General features: G+C 40.1%; 17 protein-coding genes. 13 read left to right on the forward strand and 4 right to left on the reverse strand.

Features of this window, described 5'->3' with window-relative positions:
- The 12 genes from M472_RS45490 to M472_RS36930 form a co-directional block, all read left to right on the forward strand.
- Positions 1-1,143, forward strand: a 1,143-nt coding sequence (locus M472_RS45490; protein ID WP_021070997.1) for a hypothetical protein, incomplete at its 5' end; no start/stop codon positions are given.
- Positions 1,144-1,148: 5 nt separating this feature from the next.
- Positions 1,149-2,723: a CshA/CshB family fibrillar adhesin-related protein gene (locus tag M472_RS36880; RefSeq protein ID WP_021070998.1), complete on the forward strand. Its 1,575-nt coding sequence runs from the start codon at positions 1,149-1,151 to the stop codon at positions 2,721-2,723.
- A 2-nt stretch (positions 2,724-2,725) separates the two neighbouring features.
- The gene (locus tag M472_RS36885; protein ID WP_022829389.1) at positions 2,726-4,282 is read left to right on the forward strand and encodes a T9SS C-terminal target domain-containing protein; all 1,557 of its coding nucleotides are present in this window, start codon (positions 2,726-2,728) and stop codon (positions 4,280-4,282) included.
- Positions 4,283-4,346: 64 nt separating this feature from the next.
- Positions 4,347-5,057: an SAM-dependent methyltransferase gene (locus M472_RS36890; RefSeq protein ID WP_021071000.1), complete on the forward strand. Its 711-nt coding sequence runs from the start codon at positions 4,347-4,349 to the stop codon at positions 5,055-5,057.
- Between the two features lie 97 nt (positions 5,058-5,154).
- The gene (locus tag M472_RS36895; RefSeq protein WP_021071001.1) at positions 5,155-5,649 is read left to right on the forward strand and encodes a hypothetical protein; all 495 of its coding nucleotides are present in this window, start codon (positions 5,155-5,157) and stop codon (positions 5,647-5,649) included.
- Between the two features lie 11 nt (positions 5,650-5,660).
- The gene (locus M472_RS36900) at positions 5,661-6,758 is read left to right on the forward strand and encodes a Nif3-like dinuclear metal center hexameric protein (protein ID WP_021071002.1); all 1,098 of its coding nucleotides are present in this window, start codon (positions 5,661-5,663) and stop codon (positions 6,756-6,758) included.
- Positions 6,758-7,492, forward strand: a complete 735-nt coding sequence (locus M472_RS36905) for a zinc ribbon domain-containing protein (protein ID WP_021071003.1) — start codon at positions 6,758-6,760, stop codon at positions 7,490-7,492. Before M472_RS36900 ends, M472_RS36905 begins: the two co-directional genes overlap by 1 nt.
- A gap of 150 nt (positions 7,493-7,642) precedes the next feature.
- Entirely contained in the window at positions 7,643-10,942 is a 3,300-nt protein-coding gene (locus tag M472_RS36910; RefSeq protein ID WP_021071004.1) for a S41 family peptidase, read from the forward strand.
- Between the two features lie 60 nt (positions 10,943-11,002).
- The gene (locus M472_RS36915; RefSeq protein ID WP_021071005.1) at positions 11,003-11,950 is read left to right on the forward strand and encodes a CPBP family intramembrane glutamic endopeptidase; all 948 of its coding nucleotides are present in this window, start codon (positions 11,003-11,005) and stop codon (positions 11,948-11,950) included.
- Positions 11,916-12,146, forward strand: coding sequence for a putative signal transducing protein (locus M472_RS36920; RefSeq protein WP_021071006.1), 231 nt, complete (start codon positions 11,916-11,918; stop codon positions 12,144-12,146). The genes M472_RS36915 and M472_RS36920 overlap by 35 nt, the downstream gene beginning before the upstream one ends.
- Complete coding sequence (locus tag M472_RS36925; RefSeq protein ID WP_021071007.1) at positions 12,136-12,936, forward strand: phosphatidate cytidylyltransferase; 801 nt, start codon at positions 12,136-12,138, stop codon at positions 12,934-12,936. Before M472_RS36920 ends, M472_RS36925 begins: the two co-directional genes overlap by 11 nt.
- 2 nt (positions 12,937-12,938) lie before the next feature.
- On the forward strand, positions 12,939-13,607 hold the full coding sequence (locus tag M472_RS36930) for a DUF2461 domain-containing protein (RefSeq protein ID WP_021071008.1): 669 nt from the start codon (positions 12,939-12,941) through the stop codon (positions 13,605-13,607).
- On the opposite strand, the gene M472_RS36935 is transcribed toward M472_RS36930, so the two are convergent.
- Entirely contained in the window at positions 13,604-14,800 is a 1,197-nt protein-coding gene (locus tag M472_RS36935; protein WP_021071009.1) for an anhydro-N-acetylmuramic acid kinase, read from the reverse strand. The two genes, M472_RS36930 and M472_RS36935, sit on opposite strands and share 4 nt — an antisense overlap.
- A 73-nt stretch (positions 14,801-14,873) precedes the next feature.
- On the opposite strand from M472_RS36935, the gene gcvH reads away from it, so the two are divergent.
- On the forward strand, positions 14,874-15,254 hold the full coding sequence (gene gcvH / locus M472_RS36940; protein WP_031301847.1) for a glycine cleavage system protein GcvH: 381 nt from the start codon (positions 14,874-14,876) through the stop codon (positions 15,252-15,254).
- A 52-nt stretch (positions 15,255-15,306) separates the two neighbouring features.
- On the opposite strand, the gene M472_RS36945 is transcribed toward gcvH, so the two are convergent.
- The 3 genes from M472_RS36945 to mqnB form a co-directional block, all read right to left on the reverse strand.
- Positions 15,307-16,062, reverse strand: coding sequence for a DUF6263 family protein (locus M472_RS36945; RefSeq protein WP_021071011.1), 756 nt, complete (start codon positions 16,060-16,062; stop codon positions 15,307-15,309).
- A gap of 78 nt (positions 16,063-16,140) precedes the next feature.
- On the reverse strand, positions 16,141-17,124 hold the full coding sequence (locus M472_RS36950; protein WP_021071012.1) for a pyruvate dehydrogenase complex E1 component subunit beta: 984 nt from the start codon (positions 17,122-17,124) through the stop codon (positions 16,141-16,143).
- A gap of 147 nt (positions 17,125-17,271) precedes the next feature.
- Complete coding sequence (gene mqnB / locus M472_RS36955) at positions 17,272-17,874, reverse strand: futalosine hydrolase (protein WP_021071013.1); 603 nt, start codon at positions 17,872-17,874, stop codon at positions 17,272-17,274.
- Positions 17,875-17,879: the final 5 nt, after the last annotated feature.

A 17,879-nucleotide genomic window follows, 5' to 3' on the forward strand; every position in this document is an offset into this window, starting at 1 on the left:
GGTTCCAACCAGCTTAAATATCAGGATGAAAAAGGTACTCTCCATGTTCTCGATTTAGGTACAGGTTCTATCGCTTACAATGAGAAAACGAATACATTGACTTATGTTGATGCGAAAGGGATTACGACTGATATTACCTTGAACAAGACAGATCTAACGTACAACGCTGATAATAAAACCTTGAACTATAAGAATTCCAATGGCGTTGTTCAGACTGTTATGCTGGGAGATATAGTGCGAACTAACGAGACTCTGACTGTTTTGGACTATCTTTCAGGTTCCAACCAGCTTAAATATCAGGATGAAAAAGGTACTCTCCATGTTCTCGATTTAGGTACAGGTTCTATCACTTACAATGAGAAAACGAATACGTTGACTTATGTTGATGCGAAAGGGGTGGCGACTGATATTACTTTGAATATGACGAATCTCGAATATGACCCGGGGGAAAATCAACTGAAATATATGAACACTAGTGGCCATCTTCAATCAGTTTCTTTGCCAAATGAAACCGTCACTACATTAAAGCAGGATGTCCTGGGTCTTAAATATAAGAATGAAAAGGATACAGAAGTTACAGCCAAGATTGTCAGTGCAAATGAGAAAAACATCATCAAAGTAGACAAAGACTTCGGGGCATTGTTAACTGCACAGGAAATACAGTTTAATCAAGAGAAAGCAATAGTATCGGCAGGTGCAGGTGCTAAAGTCGATACCAAGGTAAAAGGGAACGAAGTTGAATACACGGTCAGTATTGGTGAGGATATAATCAAGGAGTTAAAAGCGGCCATGCCGAAGTTTTTTTACATGCCTTCCATTGTTATGCCTACTTCTAAAGACCAGATTACCGATCCGTCTATTATAACAGAAAATGGTGGAGTATTTACAGTACGGTTATACGATAGCTATAAAAAACAGTTTAGTCTGTCTGACCCTTCTTCCAGTGTGTCGAGCCCAGATGCCGCGCCAACTTTGCCAGTATTGCCAGCAGATGAGTTGGACTATTACGTAACTTTTTATGATAAAACTGTTTTTACAGAGGTTAAACTTTTACAAGATGGTATATTGACGTATAAAATCGCTCCTAATGCAGACGTGACTTTAGGATCATTTATGAATGTGGTGTTTGCCGTAAAACCATAAGTGTCATGATTAAGACTATAGTGAAAAGTAATACGTTTTTTATGCTGTTTTTTTTCATTCTGTTCGTCCCTCGAGCATTAAAAGCACAGTGTTATAAAGAGAATACCATCAAAGCATCGGTTGCGCAAGGAGGAGAGAGTCTTAATAGGGATAAAGTGCTATGGTTAAACTGGGGGGGGCAGGGAGACGTGGGCTATCCATATGGGAAAGCAGGAGAACCTCTTTCTGTTGGGGCCGTATCAAGAGCCTCTATCCCACTAGGCGAAGGGAAATACTTATGCATAGAAGCCGAAATTACAGAAATACAGAATACGAATGGTAGTGAGGCAAAGGATAGGGCGATAGAATCTTATATTCCGGGAACCTATGTTGGTACCGGGGACGATTCTGGCGATTTTTTGGATATTTTATACAATATTGGAGGGGCGAGGACAGCTGATAACAAACCGCTGAATAAGATGGTCTCTGGAATTAGAAATACAAATCCAGGGGGAGGGGCTATAATAACGATTGCCTGTAAGGCTGCAATAGACGGGACACCCATCCGATTGCCAGGGATGGTAGTTGCTGATGCCGAGTCATTGGCTGGGTCAATGGATAAAAAAGGAGAGCCTCAAAGAGAATATATTTATGCCGAGGCATTGGGAAGCTGGCATGTTGTCGAGGTACAAAAGAATCTTAATGCCGGTCCCTATAATATTCGGAAAGAAAATGGCTTAAATGGTAAACAGACCATCAAGTTTTTAGGAGGAAATGATAAGAAAACAGGGGCGGTGGCGTTTCTGGCTTTTAATGAACAAGCATATGAGAAGGGGAGCCTGTCCGTGTCCTTTAAAGCTACGCTGAAAGGAGGAGGTTTGACGGCCCTAGCTTTAGGTTTGTTAAGACCTTCCATAGATTTAGGTGATGCTCCCGCTTCTTATGGAAGTCCGATACATCTTTTGCAAAACCTTGCTTTCACGAACGACCATATTACCTCTGTATCATCTTCCGCAACAGAGAAGGAGAAGGTCGAAAAGACTGTAGATATCAATACTAAGGGCTATGAAGCAGGTGTGTTGGAGATGACGAAGGGAAGCTATTTGGGTTCAACTCCCCCAGATGGAGATAATGGGGCGATGTTTTCCAAAGATGCCCTAGGAGATGATAAGAGTCCTGTCGAAAACCCATTGCTTAATGAAGAAGATGCCTGGCCGGAAAAATATAGACGGTTTTCTTATAAACAATATTATATGCCCGGCAATACAATCGAAGCCAAAATACCCTATAAAGGCGCTAAAAAAGGGAGTCGGGTTATGGGCTGGATAGATTTTGATCTCAATGGTCGATTTGATGATAGCGAGCGAGCGGTTGCCGTAATAAATGGAAACGGAGATGGTGAAGCTGTGTTACAATGGAAAGTGCCAATTTTACGTAAGCCCTATAGTACTTATGTACGCTTGCGTTATTTTGATGTCTCTGAAGGTGAAATAAGCAGTCCGGTAGATAATGTGAATTTTGGAGAGGTGGAAGACCATCGTATCTATATACTGGGGCCATCTTTGATAAACCCGAATATTCCTAGCAAAACAAAGAGATAGATATGATGAAGTTCTTTTTTATCTATGCTTGTGTGTTGTTGTCCATCCTTCGCGTTCATGGACAGGATGGTGCGGGGAGTATGCTGTACAGTAATGGGCAGACGGTTTTGACCGAAAAGCAGTTTAAGGCTGTATATGCTGAGTCTTTGTTTATCGATGCAAATGCAGTTTGGCAAATAGATGGTCAGCTTGATCTATACGTCAAGAATATCTGGATTGCACCTACAGCAAAGATATCAGGAAAGGGGGTGTTGAATATCCATAGTCCCGCAAAAAATCCATTTTATAGCCAATGGGCAGCACAGCCTACTCATATTGATGCCAATGGTGGAAACTACATTGATGTTAATATCGAGCTGTTGAACGAAGAGGGATTACACCTTACAGATATGGTTGCCAATCGTGATAACGGGATAACGGCAGTAGTTGAAAAAAATGAGGCTTCATTAAAATTGTCAAAAGCAATCAACTTGGCGGTAGATGGGGCTAATATTTTCCTGAATGGTCATGATTTTGAGCTAGGAGAAAATGGAACAATATTAAACCACAGCTACAAAAGATTTGTGGTGACCAACGGCCCAAAATCAGGGCACCTGATCAAAAAAAATGGTCGCAGTAATTCGGAGTTTTTATTTCCCGTCGGTAAAGATAAAGATGATTACACACCAGCGGTGTTGAAGCCATCTTTGCCCAATAGTAAAGTATATGTTGCTGTAACAGACTACCTCACATCGGGATTATATTTTGAAGACAAAGAGATAGGGATGGATAGAGTCTGGAATATATTTGCGGACCGTGCCATGCTTATGGATTATACCCTGATACACCAAGTGTCATCCAATGGTACTGCTTATGTTGACCCTGCGGCGCAGGTGATGCAGTATGTTGCCGGAGGGAATTGGATTGGAGATGTGACCTATTTTAAAGAGAAAGGTAGGCTGGCTATACATACACGTAGAGAGGTCGAAGCGAAAGCTGGAAAAACGTTGTCCGGAACATGGTTCACCAAACTGTCCAATATCCCACTCGTAGCAAAGGATGATTATGCAGTGGTAGTTTATGGAAATACCAAAGCTATTCATGTTTTAGAAAATGACAAACCAGGTTCGTCACCGATACGGACAAATAGCGTCAGGATTGTCATGCCACCCACACATACAAATGTGTATGTAGAAAATGGGGCTATTATCTGCGAAGCTAATGCTGACTTTGTTGGAAACGATGAGTTTGAGTATGAAATTACGGATGGCAATGGGCTTACTGCTAAGGCTAAAGTCTATCTGAAGATCGTACCTCGGGATTTATATATACCTAATGTGTTCACGCCAAATGGTGATGGTAAAAACGATACCTATGTGATTTCGGGAATGGAAGGTTATGAGCGGGTAGAGTTGATTGTCGTAGATCGGTTCGGGATAGAATTATTCAGAGAAGCGAACTATAAAAATGGATGGACAGGGCATGGTCTAAAAGAAGGGACCTATTATTACAATGTTACAGCGATAAATGGGACGTATTCGAGACTGTACAAAGGGACTGTTCTTATTAAGAGAAAGTAGCCTATAACCTCAATCAATGCCATGGGGCTGGTACTTTCTTAGAAAAATTAAGTAGGTTTGCATCATGGAAAAGGGCAAACTTTATTTAATTCCAGTTCCTTTGGCTGAAGGGGCCGAAAGGGCATCATATACCCCATTGCATCACGATGTCATCGCTAAAATATCGGAGTATATCGTTGAGAATGAGAAAACCGCCCGAAAGTTCTTAAAAACAGCAGGCCTTACTGTTCCCCAAAGTGAGCTCATCATTCATGATTTCGGGAAGCATGCGCGCGAAAAAATGGATTATAACCAGGTGTTTGCAAATGTACTCAAAGGAAAGGATGTGGGATTGATGTCAGAAGCCGGTTGTCCTGGGGTTGCGGATCCCGGAGCAGATATCGTTGCAGAAGCCCATCGTCGCAACATACAGGTTGTCCCTTTAGTGGGGCCAAGTTCGATTCTATTGGCGCTTATGGCATCCGGGTTTAATGGACAGAAATTTACATTCCATGGCTATTTGCCAATAGATAAGAGCGATAGGAGCCGAAAGATAAAAGAGTTGGAAGCACAGAGTCGACGAGAAAAGATAACCCAGATCTTTATCGAAACACCATTTCGTAACAATCAATTGTTTGAAGAGCTGTTGAAAGTGGCTAAGCCTGAGACAAAACTTTGTGTGGCTGTAAACCTAACAGCACCTGATGAATTTGTCGAAAGTAGGACCATAGTTGGTTGGCAATCCCGCAAGCTCGAATTGCATAAGATTCCGGCAATATTTTTATTATTTGCCTAACTCTTTGTATTTTTAAAGATAAATTAAAAGTACCGGATAGACCATCGGAGAATATGTTCGCCTATGGCACTAAACGGAAAAAATGATAAAACAGTAAATGGAAGAACTCTTAAAGAATCCTGATGTTCAGAAGCTCGTTCCTTATCTCATAATTGCTTTCATTGTCCAAGTATTGATATGGCTATTATTTGCCAATACTATACGAACCACACTAAATTTAATTAGAGAAGAGAATAGATGTATTCTCCCTAAGCAAGCTTGGCTGGTTGCCTTACCTTTTTTCAATATCTATTGGAATTTTGTCGTTGTTCGAAGATTAACGGATTCGTTGAACAATGAGTTCTATGACCGCCAGCTTGCAGTGGACGAAGAGCCAACCCAAAAGCAGGGATACATGTATGCAGGAGGATATATGGTCAGTAATATACCTTTGCCTGTCTTCGTTGGTTTTATAGCCTCTATAATAGCATTTGTTGGTTTCATATTATACTGGTTTAAAATATATGAGTATAAAAAGCTGCTCCGCGAACCCTTTCAATACCGGAATACAACAAACAGAACTGAGGAAGAAATTGAAGATAGTTATCTATAAAATTGAGCTATATGAAGGTAAAAGAAATAACACAGTATCTTGAACAGATAGCGCCTCTTTCGTATCAGGAATCCTATGACAATTCAGGATTGATTGTCGGGCATCCAGACGATGAGATTCATAAAGCGTTGATATCTCTAGACTGTACAGAGGCCGTTGTAGAGGAAGCGATTGCAAAGGGATGTAATCTGATTATTTCACACCATCCCATAGTTTTCAAAGGCCTGAAAAAGTTCAATGGTCGCAACTATGTAGAACGGACGGTGATGAAAGCCATAAAAAATAATATCGCTTTATATGCCATCCATACCAACCTGGATAATATAATTGGTGGAGTGAGTTCAAAGATTGCTGAGAAGCTAGGTTTGATAAACCAAGCCATACTAAGCCCTAAGTCTGGATTATTAAAAAAACTTGTAGTCTATGTGCCTAGAGCAAACGTAGAAGACGTAAGGCAGGCTCTTTTCGATGCAGGAGCAGGAAGCATAGGGGACTATGATCAATGTAGCTATAATACTGCCGGATACGGTACATTTAGACCTTTGAGCGGAGCAAATCCGGCTATTGGAACGGTGGGGACACAAGAACGGGTGGAAGAAACAAAAATCGAAGTTGTTTTTCCTGGACCTATCGAACGACAGATTGTCGTGGCTATGTTGTCAGCGCACCCTTATGAAGAAGTTGCTTACCATATCGTGAACCTGGAAAACACCCTTCAACAGGTCGGATCAGGTGTGATCGGAAATCTTGCTGAGCCAATGGAAGCAAGTAGCGTGCTACATTACTTAAAAGAACGATTGAAACTGAATGTAATCCGCCATACCGAGTTACCAAACAAACCGATAGAGCGAATAGCAGTTTGTGGTGGAGCAGGAGGCTTTTTATTAAACGAAGCAAAACGTTCTGGCGCAGATATTTTTATTACCGCAGATTATAAATACCATGAGTTTTTTGATGCGGAAGGGGATCTCGTAATAGCCGATATCGGGCATTTCGAATCCGAACAATTTACGCAAGAATTATTGTTGGAGATTATTCAGAAAAAATTTGTTAACTTTGCTGTTCTATTGACAGAAATAGACACAAATCCAATAAAATACTACAGTTAATGGAACAAACCGTAGAACAAAAATTAAAAGCATTGTGGGCATTGCAATCGATCCACACAAAGATAGATAAGATTCGTCAAGTACGTGGCGAGCTACCTATAGAGGTTGCCGACTTAGAGGACGAAATGGCTGGGCTAGAAACTCGCCTTGAAAAGATTCGAGTGGAATTGGATGACTTAGAAGATTCAATCGTGAAACGTAAGAATATGATTAAAGATGCACAGTCTGCAATCAAAAAATACGAAGGGCAATTGAACGAGGTGAAAAACAATCGTGAATACGATGCGATATCCAAAGAGATCGAAATTCAAGGCTTAGAGATTCAAGTATGCGAAAAGCGTATCAAAGAAGCGGAGTTTGAAATTAAAAATAAAACAGAAGCTTATGAGAAAACTAAGGAGAACCTAGATTTCTCTAAAGGTGAGCTGGATGTCAAGAAACAAGAGTTGGAAACAATAACCTCAGAAACTCAAATCGAGGAAGAGGAATTCTTGAAGAAAGCTGATATTGCTGCAGAGAAAAACGAAGAACGTCTATTAAAAGTTTATAACAAGCTTAGAGGTTCATACCGTAATGGTCTAGCTGTTGTATCTATAGAGAGAGATAGTTGTTCAGGATGTCACAATAAAATTCCTGCTCAATTGCAATCAGAGATTCGCCAACGTAAGAAAATCATTATCTGTGAGCACTGTGGACGTGTTCTTGTAGATGAAGAAATTGCATCTGAAGATTAATTCAGGCAATAAAATATAAGTAGAGGCTGTTCAAAACGAACAGCCTTTTTTTTATCCCAATCGCCATTTAATTGCAACAACTTAGATATAATCCTGTTCTTCGGCTAAAATCAAATATATTTGCCATTCAATAACCTTGAAAATATCTTTATGTTTAAAAAAGTCTCTAATTTTCTGAGTATAGCATTGGCTGTTGGAAGTCTCTCTGCTGCTCATGCCCAGCAAGAAACATTATTGCTGCGTAATCCTAGTATTAGTAAGACACATGTCACATTTGTCTATGGAGGTGATATTTGGATCGCTGATAAGAACGGACAGAACCCGCGTCGATTGACCACTAATCCTGGTGTCGAGATGAACCCCATGTTTTCTCCTGATGGTAAGCAAATCGCTTTTACGGGGAATTATGATGGTAATACAGATGTGTACACCATTCCTGTAGAAGGGGGAGAACCAAAACGTATTACTTTTCACCCTGCAGCGGATCTCGTTCGAGGTTGGTTGAATAATGAAGAAGTATACTTCCAGACTACACGTGAGTTTCAATACTCGCTAGGGTCTAGACTCTATAAAACAAAATTAACAGTAGAGAATGCAACTCCTCTGATGATGCCTGAAGCCTATCAGGGTACACCATCTGAAGATGGACGCTTCTGGGCTTATATCAAGAACTCTGATCCTACGGAACGTGATCGTGTAGCTTTCAAGCGTTACCGTGGTGGCGGTATGCCGTCTATCTGGGTATTTGATACCAAAACCAAAAATGTAGAGGTTATTCCTGGTGAAAATTGTAATGACGTAAAGCCTGTATGGTTAGGTTCAAAAATCTATTTTCTATCGGATAGAGATAAGATTGTGAATATCTATAGCTACGATACAAAATCGAAAAAAGTAGAAAAATTAACAAACTACAAAGATTATGATGTCCGTACCTTGCAGGGGGTTGGCAACGAACTTACTTTTGAATATGAAGGTCGTATTCATATTCTTGACTTAGGAACGAAGAATGTAAATACCCTGAAAATTGCGCTTGCTGCAGATCCTATGTTCAAACGTTCAAGATATGTGGACTTGAGAGCTGGTATCCGTAATTTCGATCTTTCACCAACAGGACAACGTGCACTGTTTGAAAGCCGTGGAGAAATAATATCTGTCCCTAAAGAAAAAGGAGATGCAAGGAATATCTCTAATTCAGTAGGCAGCCACGAACGTTTCCCCGCTTGGTCGCCAAATGGTAAGTGGGTGTCTTATCTGTCTGATAAGAACGGTAAATATCAATTGGTTCTTCGTGACCAGAAGGCTGTCGATGAGCCCACCTACATAGATCTAGGAACTGGATTGTTTTTCTTTGAACCAACGTGGTCTCCGGATAGCAAGAAGCTGTTCTATAATGACGCACATTTAAACCTATATTATGTCGATGTCGCTTCCAAAAAGGTTGTATTGGTAGATTCCGATAAACTGGCTTCTATTACAGGACGTACACGCAATCATTTTGAACCTTCATGGTCTTTTGATTCAAACTGGATTACTTATGTAAAAAGCCTAAATAACGGCGTGAATGCGGCGTTTATGTATAATTTGACAACAAAGCAGTCCCATCAGATTACCGATGGCATGAGTGCTGTTGCACAACCTACTTTTAGTAAAGATGGTAAATACTTGTTTTTTATAGCCAGTACAAATACGGGGTTGACAAATTCAGGCCTGCATATGTCTGCTTATGAACGCAATCCGCAATTTAATGTGTATGCTTTTATTTTGTCAAAAAAGACTCCTTCGCTTTTCAAAAATGAAAGTGATGAGGAAACGGTGAAGGAAGACAAAGCCGAAGAGCCGAAGAAAGAAGAAAAAGTAGCGGAGAAAAAAGATAGTAAAAAGAAAACCTCTGTTAAGGAAGAGGCAAAACAACCTGCGAAACCTGTAGAAAAGAAACTGGAAGTAGATTTTGATGATATCAATAGCCGCATAGTAGCGCTTCCTTTGCCTGTAGGTTACTATAGGTTGGATGGAAGTGTAGAGAACATGCTTACCTATCAACGTGGTAGTTCCATAGGAGCCTTTGATCTGACTAAAATGGAAGATAAAGCACTTGTTGATAATGCTCGTGGATTCCGTATCAGTGCAGATGGTAAAAAAATGATGTATACCACCGGTAGAGACTACTTCATTGTCAATGCCGGACAGAAGCCTGCGCCAGCTGCGGGAAAATTGAATATAGATAATTTCAAATTTGAAGTAGATCCTGCTGCAGAGTGGAAACAGGTATTTAGAGAGGTGTGGGCGATGCAGAAAGAGTTTTTCTATGTAGAAAACATGCACGGTGCAAACTGGGAAGCGGTGAAAGCAAAGTATGAAAAATTTCTTCCTTATGTCAATCACCGGTCAGATTTAGGGTATTTATTGAATGAGATGATGGGAGAATTGGTAGTAGGACATGCTTATATTTATCCTGGGGATCAACCTTCGACTCCATCGGTCAGTACTGGAACTCTTGGTGCAGACTTGGAACAGGTTGATGGATTTTATAAAATCAATAAAATATTTACGCGCTTAGATTGGAACCCTTCTTTCAAAGCTCCTTTGGCAGAGCCAGGGTTGAATATAAAAGAAGGTAGTTATATTGTCAGTGTAGATGGTGTCAAATTGACTTCAGACATAAGTATCTATAAACTTTTGGAAAATAGAGTGGGTAAGCAGGTTGTATTGAAGATCAATACGAAGCCTTCTCTTCAAGGAGCAAGAGAAGTGGTTGTAAATCCAATCTCTTTTTCTAGTGAAATGGGACTACGCAGTATGGATTGGGTAGAGTCAAACCGTAAGAAAGTGGATCAGTTGAGTAACGGACAGATTGCTTATGTATATATGCCAAATACCGGACAGGAAGGCTATAGCAACTTTAATAGATACTATTTCTCACAGATGGACAAGAAAGCACTTCTGATAGATGAACGTAACAATGGTGGAGGCTCTGTAGCAGATTATGTTATAGATCTGTTGTCAAGAGAGCTTATCGCGGGATGGGGAATTCGTGATGGTAAATCATTTACAACGCCTGGAAATGGTATATATGGACCAAAGGCGATGATTATCAATGAAAATGCAGGTTCTGGAGGTGATATGATGCCATACATGTTCCGATTTAAAGGATTGGGTAAGTTAGTGGGCCGTACTACAATGGGGATATTGGTCGGTATTTCGGGCTATCCACCTTTGTTGGATGGCGGTAGCATTACTTCACCAAACTTTGGGGTATACGACTTGAATGGTAACTATATTATAGAAAATGAAGGTGTAGCACCAGATATTTTTGTAGAGCAAATGCCTAAAGATTTATTGGAAGGAAGAGATCCTCAATTAGAGCGAACAGTCAAACTTCTTTTGGAGGAGATGAAGACTTATCCTTATCAACAAGTAAGGAAACCGGCAGATCCGATTCGTGTCAATTAAAATTAGTAAAAGGGGGCTTAGCCCCCTTTTGTTATTCTAAATATTAAGTAACTTTAGCGCATGAATCAATATATTGGCAGACCAAATAGCCCATGGAGCTCACTCCTTATTTTATTGGGATTGACGCTGGCTTGTAGTGTGGGAGTCCAGTTCATAATCCTCTTGTTGGGTATTTTTTCCGATGGAGGATTGGCGGAGGTACTACAGAATGAAGGCAGTCTGTCCTCCTTCTCCAATCGCCCCTTCTTTTTGTATGCGTTATTGATTGCCAGTTCTTTTGGTACATTTTTACTGCCTGCCTTTATTCTTCAAAGATTAGAACCCTATTTTAATTATTTTCCAACAGAAAATAGAAAGGATGGAATGGCTTATGTCATTGCTATTGCACTGCTGTTTGCATTCGGTCCAATCATGCAACTGATAGGGGGTGCAAATGCACAGATGACATTTCCAGATAGTTTAAAGGGGGTCGAGACTTGGATGCGATTGCAAGAAGATAATATGGCGAACTTGATGGAAAGTATAGTAATGGTAGACCAATGTGAATTACTTTTCGTAAATATTATCGCTCTAGCTGTTGTACCCGCAATTGCTGAGGAATATTATTTCAGGGGTTCGTTAATGCATATTATACAACGCCTCGTTAAGAATTATCATATTACAGTGTGGCTTTCCGCTATTATCTTTAGTGCAATACATGTGCAGTTCTTCGGATTTTTCCCTAGGATGATCCTAGGTGTGTTCTTTGGTTATATGTTTGTGTGGACGCAGAATATTTGGATACCTATATTAGCCCATTTTGTGAATAATGCGACCATTGCAGTCGTAGCATTCGTATATTTTCACCAAGGGAAAACATACGCCGACTTACAGTCATACGATAGCTATTCAATATTTGTGTATATTGGAGGCTTTATTTTAACGATACTCTTAGGAATCTGGTTTTATAAAATTTCAAAAGAAAAGCAAGCTAATGGAGAAAGATTGGAAAAAAATACAAGTATATAACAGCGCTGTTGAAGCTGAGATCGTAAAACAGATGTTGGAAGAAAATGGCGTACATGCTGTGCTGTTGAACAAACAAGATTCATCTTATCTGTTCGGAAAGATTGAGCTCTATGTTCATGAGGATATGGAACAAGAAGCATTGCGATTAATTAAGGATAATGAAGAGAATAATATAGGGGCGGAGGATGTTAACTAGAGCTATTACAGGATTTTTTTTTATAGCCGTATTGATCGGTGCGCATCTGTTGGGACAAGTTGTTTTTGTTTCCTTCTTCTCATTACTGGGCCTTTGGTGTTTATATGAATTTTATGGGATAGTCCGTAAGGAAGAAGTAAAACCCATGATTTTTCTAGGAATACTTGCATTTGCTGTTTTGAGTGGTCTTATTGCTTTACATTGTTTGGGAGTGATCCCGTTTATCAAGGTATGGTTATTTATTCCATTTTTCTCTTTAATATTTATCTTGGCGTTATTCCAAAAAAGGGCACTTCCCTTTAATGATATTGGTTATACCCTATTGGGAATTACTTATGCCGGAATTCCATTTCTGTTTTTTCTAGCTTTGGGATTTATAAAAGGGAACTTTAATTACTATATACCACTCGGTTTTCTCTTGATTCTCTGGTCAAATGATACAGGAGCCTATCTTGCCGGAAGAAGTTTTGGCAAGCGCAAGTTATTCGAGCGGATATCGCCTAATAAAACATGGGAAGGATTTATCGGTGGCGTCCTATTTGCAGTCGCTATTGCTTTTAATCTAGAGCAGTATTTCGGTTCTTTGACAAAATGGGAATGGGCGAGCATGGCACTTATTATTGGTGTATTTGGTACTTTGGGTGACCTTGTGGAGTCCATGTTAAAACGTAGTTTGGGTGTAAAAGATTCTGGTCATATACTTCCAGGACATGGCGGATTGTTAGATCGGTTTGATGGACTATTAATGGCAGCTCCTTTGGTATTTTTGTTTTTATTAATGATAGCATAACTATGAATATTTCGACTTCTACACTTGAATTTCTAGCAGACCTTGCACGAAATAATACCAGAGAATGGTTTCAGGCGAATAAAGAACGCTATGACGAGGCACTTGCAGATGTAAAGGCTTTTATTGAGAAACTGATTGTGGAGCTGTCGAAATTTGATCCGTTGATTAACACCGATATTAAAGCATCAAAATGTATGTTTAGGATCTATAGAGATGTGCGCTTTTCGAAAGATAAATCTCCTTATAAATCTTGGTTAGCAGCAGGTATCTCTATAGACGGACGGAAGCTTGATGGGCCGGAATATTATATACATATCGAGCCTAATAATTCTTTTATGGCAGCGGGATACTGGAGGCCCAAAAAAGAACACCTAGACGCAATCCGTCAAGAAATTGATTACAATTATGAGGTGCTGAATAAAGCGCTACAAGCAGGGCGGTGGACAGTTTCAGACCTGTCTCAGGAGGATAAATTAAGCAGACCCCCTGCAGGGTATACTGCAGAGGATCCGAATATTGAAGTGCTTAAACTAAAGAGTTTTATCATACACGAGTCTCTGACGAATTCTGAAATTACAAAGGCAGATTCGATAAATGCCGTTGTTGATATATGTAAGCGTATCTATCCACTTAAAAAATTCATTCAGGAGGCCATCGACATAGAATCTTAAAATGGAAAACTGACCTTGCCCATACATACGGCAGGGGAGTCTTTCAATCCAGCCACATTTTCTGGTTTGCCTGCTACGGCTTCATTTGCTAATACAGCAAAGAGACAGGCTTCTTTGGCATCTGGATTCATGTCGATCTCATCAATAGAAGTAACTTTAACCGAGGGAAGCCCTGCCCGGATATTAGCCATTAATAAAGGGTTATGAAGGCCGCCTCCACTTACATAGATGGCTGCGTTATTGAGATCTTGTGTGAGCCTTTGGATACCATTAGCAATAGCTAAGGCTGAAAACATGTTTAATGTTGCCATCACATCAGGTGGAGACAGATGTTGTGTGTCCGAATTTTCCTGTTTAATAGTTAAGTAATCAAGATTGAATAACTCTGGTCCTGTCGTTTTGGGGAATGCCAGCTCGAGAAAATCTTCTTGTAGCAGATGTTTTAAAAGAGTTTCGTTGACAGTTCCTGATGCTGCAATTTCAGCATTTAAGTCCATTTCTCTATTAAAATGTCGCCACATGTATTGATTCATCAATGTATTGCCCGGACCTAAATCTGTTGCGAAGGCTTTTAATGGTGAATTTTTAGCGGGAAGGAAGGTGAAATTAGAAATGCCCCCGATATTAAGGAGTATTCTGTTTTCTATAGCGTCAGTGAACAGCAGAAAATCGCCATAAGCGGCGAGGGGCGCACCCTCACCTCCTGCTGCAATGTGTTTTTGCCGGAAATCCGATAGAGTTATGATTTTGCTGTGTACAGCGATATGGTCACCATCGCCGATCTGTAGTGTACTGTTGGGAAGGTCTGGGTTTTTGGTGAGCGATTGAGGAGCGTGATACACTGTCTGCCCATGGCTAGCGATTAGATCTACAGCGCTCGGGTTTATTTTCCAATTCGCTAAAGCAGAGTTAATCAGATTAGCGTGTACAATAGCCACATATGGATTGATACCACAAAGGTCTTGTTGTTGGATTTCGGGCTTTGCGAATATTTTGCGTATATGGTTTCTGAACTCATCTTGATAAGGTAGAGTGTCAAAATGAAGTATCTCCAACTGCGTGTCAAAACCGCTTCCTTGTATTTTACAAAGAGCAATATCCAAACCATCCAATGATGTTCCAGACATGAGACCGATGATTAAACGACTTTCTTTTTTGCTTATTTTATAAAGCTTTTCAATTTGGCTGTTCATATTCTAAAAATACGGATATTCGCTTTTGGTAATGTCAATTGTTAATGATATTTTTGAAAAAAAAGAAGAAATAATGAATTTTCCAGCAGAATTGAAATACACAAAGGATCATGAATGGATTCGTGTAGAAGGCGATGAAGCCGTTATCGGTATTACTGAATTTGCTCAACGCGAGCTAGGTGATATTGTTTTTGTTGATATTAACACTGTCGGAGAAGAGGTGGCTGCGAACGAAGTGTTCGGTACAATCGAAGCGGTGAAAACTGTGTCCGACTTATTTATGCCTACTAACTCTACAGTATTGGCCGTGAATGACGCAATTGATGCATCTCCAGAATTAGTAAACTCTGACCCATATGGTGAGGGATGGATTATCCGTGTGAAACTTGAGAACCCAGCGGATTTAGATGCATTGTTGACAGCTGATGGTTATAAATCTGAGATCAACGCATAATTCTTGATTTCAATCTCGATAAAAAAAGGCCTCTTAACTAAGAGGCCTTTTTTTATCGAGATTCATTGAGTTCCATACTCGATTTAATTTTGTTGCCCTGTACCTCTAGCTCCGTATCTATGTTAGATGTTTTTGTGAAAAAGGTGTTAGTATCGACGATATAGTAGCCACTTGTGGTGCCCAAAACCTTACCAGAATCATCCATGTATGTCCCTGCAACAGTTATTTTATAACCATCAACGGTTTTTTCCGTAAAAGTATTGGTGTTTTTCCCTTTTATGCCGAGTTGTGGCAATGCTATTTCGTTCTCCCATGAATCTCCAACAGCAATCGGATGAGTCGGATAGGGCACAGACATACCTTGGATACTCGAGCGATCGAAGGCTGCGTCAGGGACGTTGGGGAAATCCATGTCGACAACTTGGGCCCTATGGTTCATGGTAATGGTCAGCGTGTTTTCTAGAAGTGGTTTTAATTGATTTGCCATGGTCTTACCCATTTGATCATTGGGTTCAACAGCAGAATCGTAGGATATTGAAATAAATCCAGCGTTGATGTCTGTCTTTAATTGTGTATACTTGGTTTGATATTGAATAGTAGAATCCGTGACGTTGGTTGCAGACATCTTCATTTTCATCTTCATATCCATAATCATGTTCTGTGTCCCTTCGATATCTGACTTCATATTCATTTCGAAGGTCATCACTTTTCCTTTTTCGGGGTTCAACTTAAAGACAATTTTCTCTTGTGCCTGTACGTCTAATAGTATTGCAAAAGCAATTAGTGCGGTAGTGAAGAATGTTTTCATTCTTATAGTTTTTAATGATATTGTTTTAAAATAAAAAAGGAGCCTATGAGCTCCTTTTAAATATATACTTTTTTAGTGCTATTTTTTGTAGGTCACTTCTTTTACAGCATTGATTACTTTTGCAACACTTGGCAAAGTTGCTTCTACCAATGTAGGCGCATATGCTAATGGTACATCGGCAGATGTAACACGTAATACAGGGGCGTCAAGGTAGTCAAAAGCGTTTTTCTGAACATGGAATGAAATCTCGGAAGAGATTGATGCCAATGGCCAAGCCTCTTCAACGATAACCAGTCTGTTGGTTTTTTTAACCGATTCAACGATTGCTTTATAATCAATAGGACGTACTGAACGTAAGTCGATTAATTCAACACTAAGTCCTTCTTTCTCTAATTCTGCGACAGCTGGAATGACAACTCTAGGAAGCATCTTGCCAAAAGAAACAATAGTAACATCTGTTCCTTCTTGAATGGTATGTGCTTTGCCAATAGGAAGGTAGTACTCTTCCTCAGGAACAGCCCCTTTGTCTCCGTACATGACTTCTGACTCCATGAAGATTACTGGGTCTGGATCGATGATAGCCGATTTTAAAAGCCCTTTTGCATCGTAAGGATTAGAAGGAACAACTACTTTCAAGCCTGGTGTATTCGCATACCAGTTTTCAAAATTCTGAGAGTGCTGTGCTCCTAATTGTCCGGCATTACCGGTGGGACCGCGAAATACGATTGGACAAGAAAGCTGTCCGCCTGACATTTGACGAATTTTAGCCGCGGAGTTGATAACCTGGTCTATGGCGACTAATGAGAAGTTGAATGTCATGAATTCTACAATAGGTTTTAACCCATGTGTAGCAGCTCCAACAGCAATACCGGCAAAACCTAATTCAGCAATAGGAGTATCAATAATACGTTTTGGGCCGAATTCGTCAAGCATACCCTGGCTTACCTTATAAGCACCGTTATACTCAGCAACTTCCTCCCCCATTAAAAATATAGTTTCATCTTTACGCATTTCTTCGTTCATTGCTTCACGAAGCGCTTCTCTGAATTGAATTTCTCTCATTAGTTTTGAAATCGTTTTAATTAACCTTTGATATGCAAAAATACTATTTAATAATGATATTTCATACGTATGAAATGTAATATTGCTGTCGGTTCCTCTACCAGTGCGCCTCCAATAGCACAATAAATAAAGTCTTTATAACTTGCTTTATTTGAGGAATTCTTGTAGCCACAGGTTTAGATTTTCAATAGCTAAGGCAATATCCCAGGTACTTCTATCCCGTTTTTCAACATAGTTAGAGATAGCTCTTACCTGTAAGCACGGTACCTTTTCCTCTTGGCAGACAAAAAATACGGCAGCACCTTCCATGCTTTCAGTCGCAACAAGAGGTAAGCGCTCCCTGATCTGATCTATAGAGATGGGGCTGCCATGAACAGTGTTGACAGTGATGCCTTGGTAACTTGGCAATTGTACAGAGAGCTGAGACGGAGAAGTGGAATGAAACACGCTTCTCCCAAATCCCAGCTCTTCTATAGGGATGAAAATATCGCCATTTTCTGCACCTAATTCAGCTAGGTGGTCAGTCTTTGTTTGAATAACTGTTCCCAATGGGATTGTTTTGGAGAATGCTCCAGCGATACCAATATTAAGGACGTAATCCGGACGGATATCCTGAAGTGCTTTTCCCAATTGATAAGCCGTTGCTACCATACCGACTCCTGTAACTAGATAAGGGATGTCCATTTGGGTGAGAAAATTAATGCTAGGAGCAATCTCCCCATTGGTGGCGGCTACAATCAATGGTTTCATATGTG

This window comes from Sphingobacterium paucimobilis HER1398, assembly GCF_000416985.1.
Lineage (GTDB): Bacteria > Bacteroidota > Bacteroidia > Sphingobacteriales > Sphingobacteriaceae > Sphingobacterium > Sphingobacterium paucimobilis.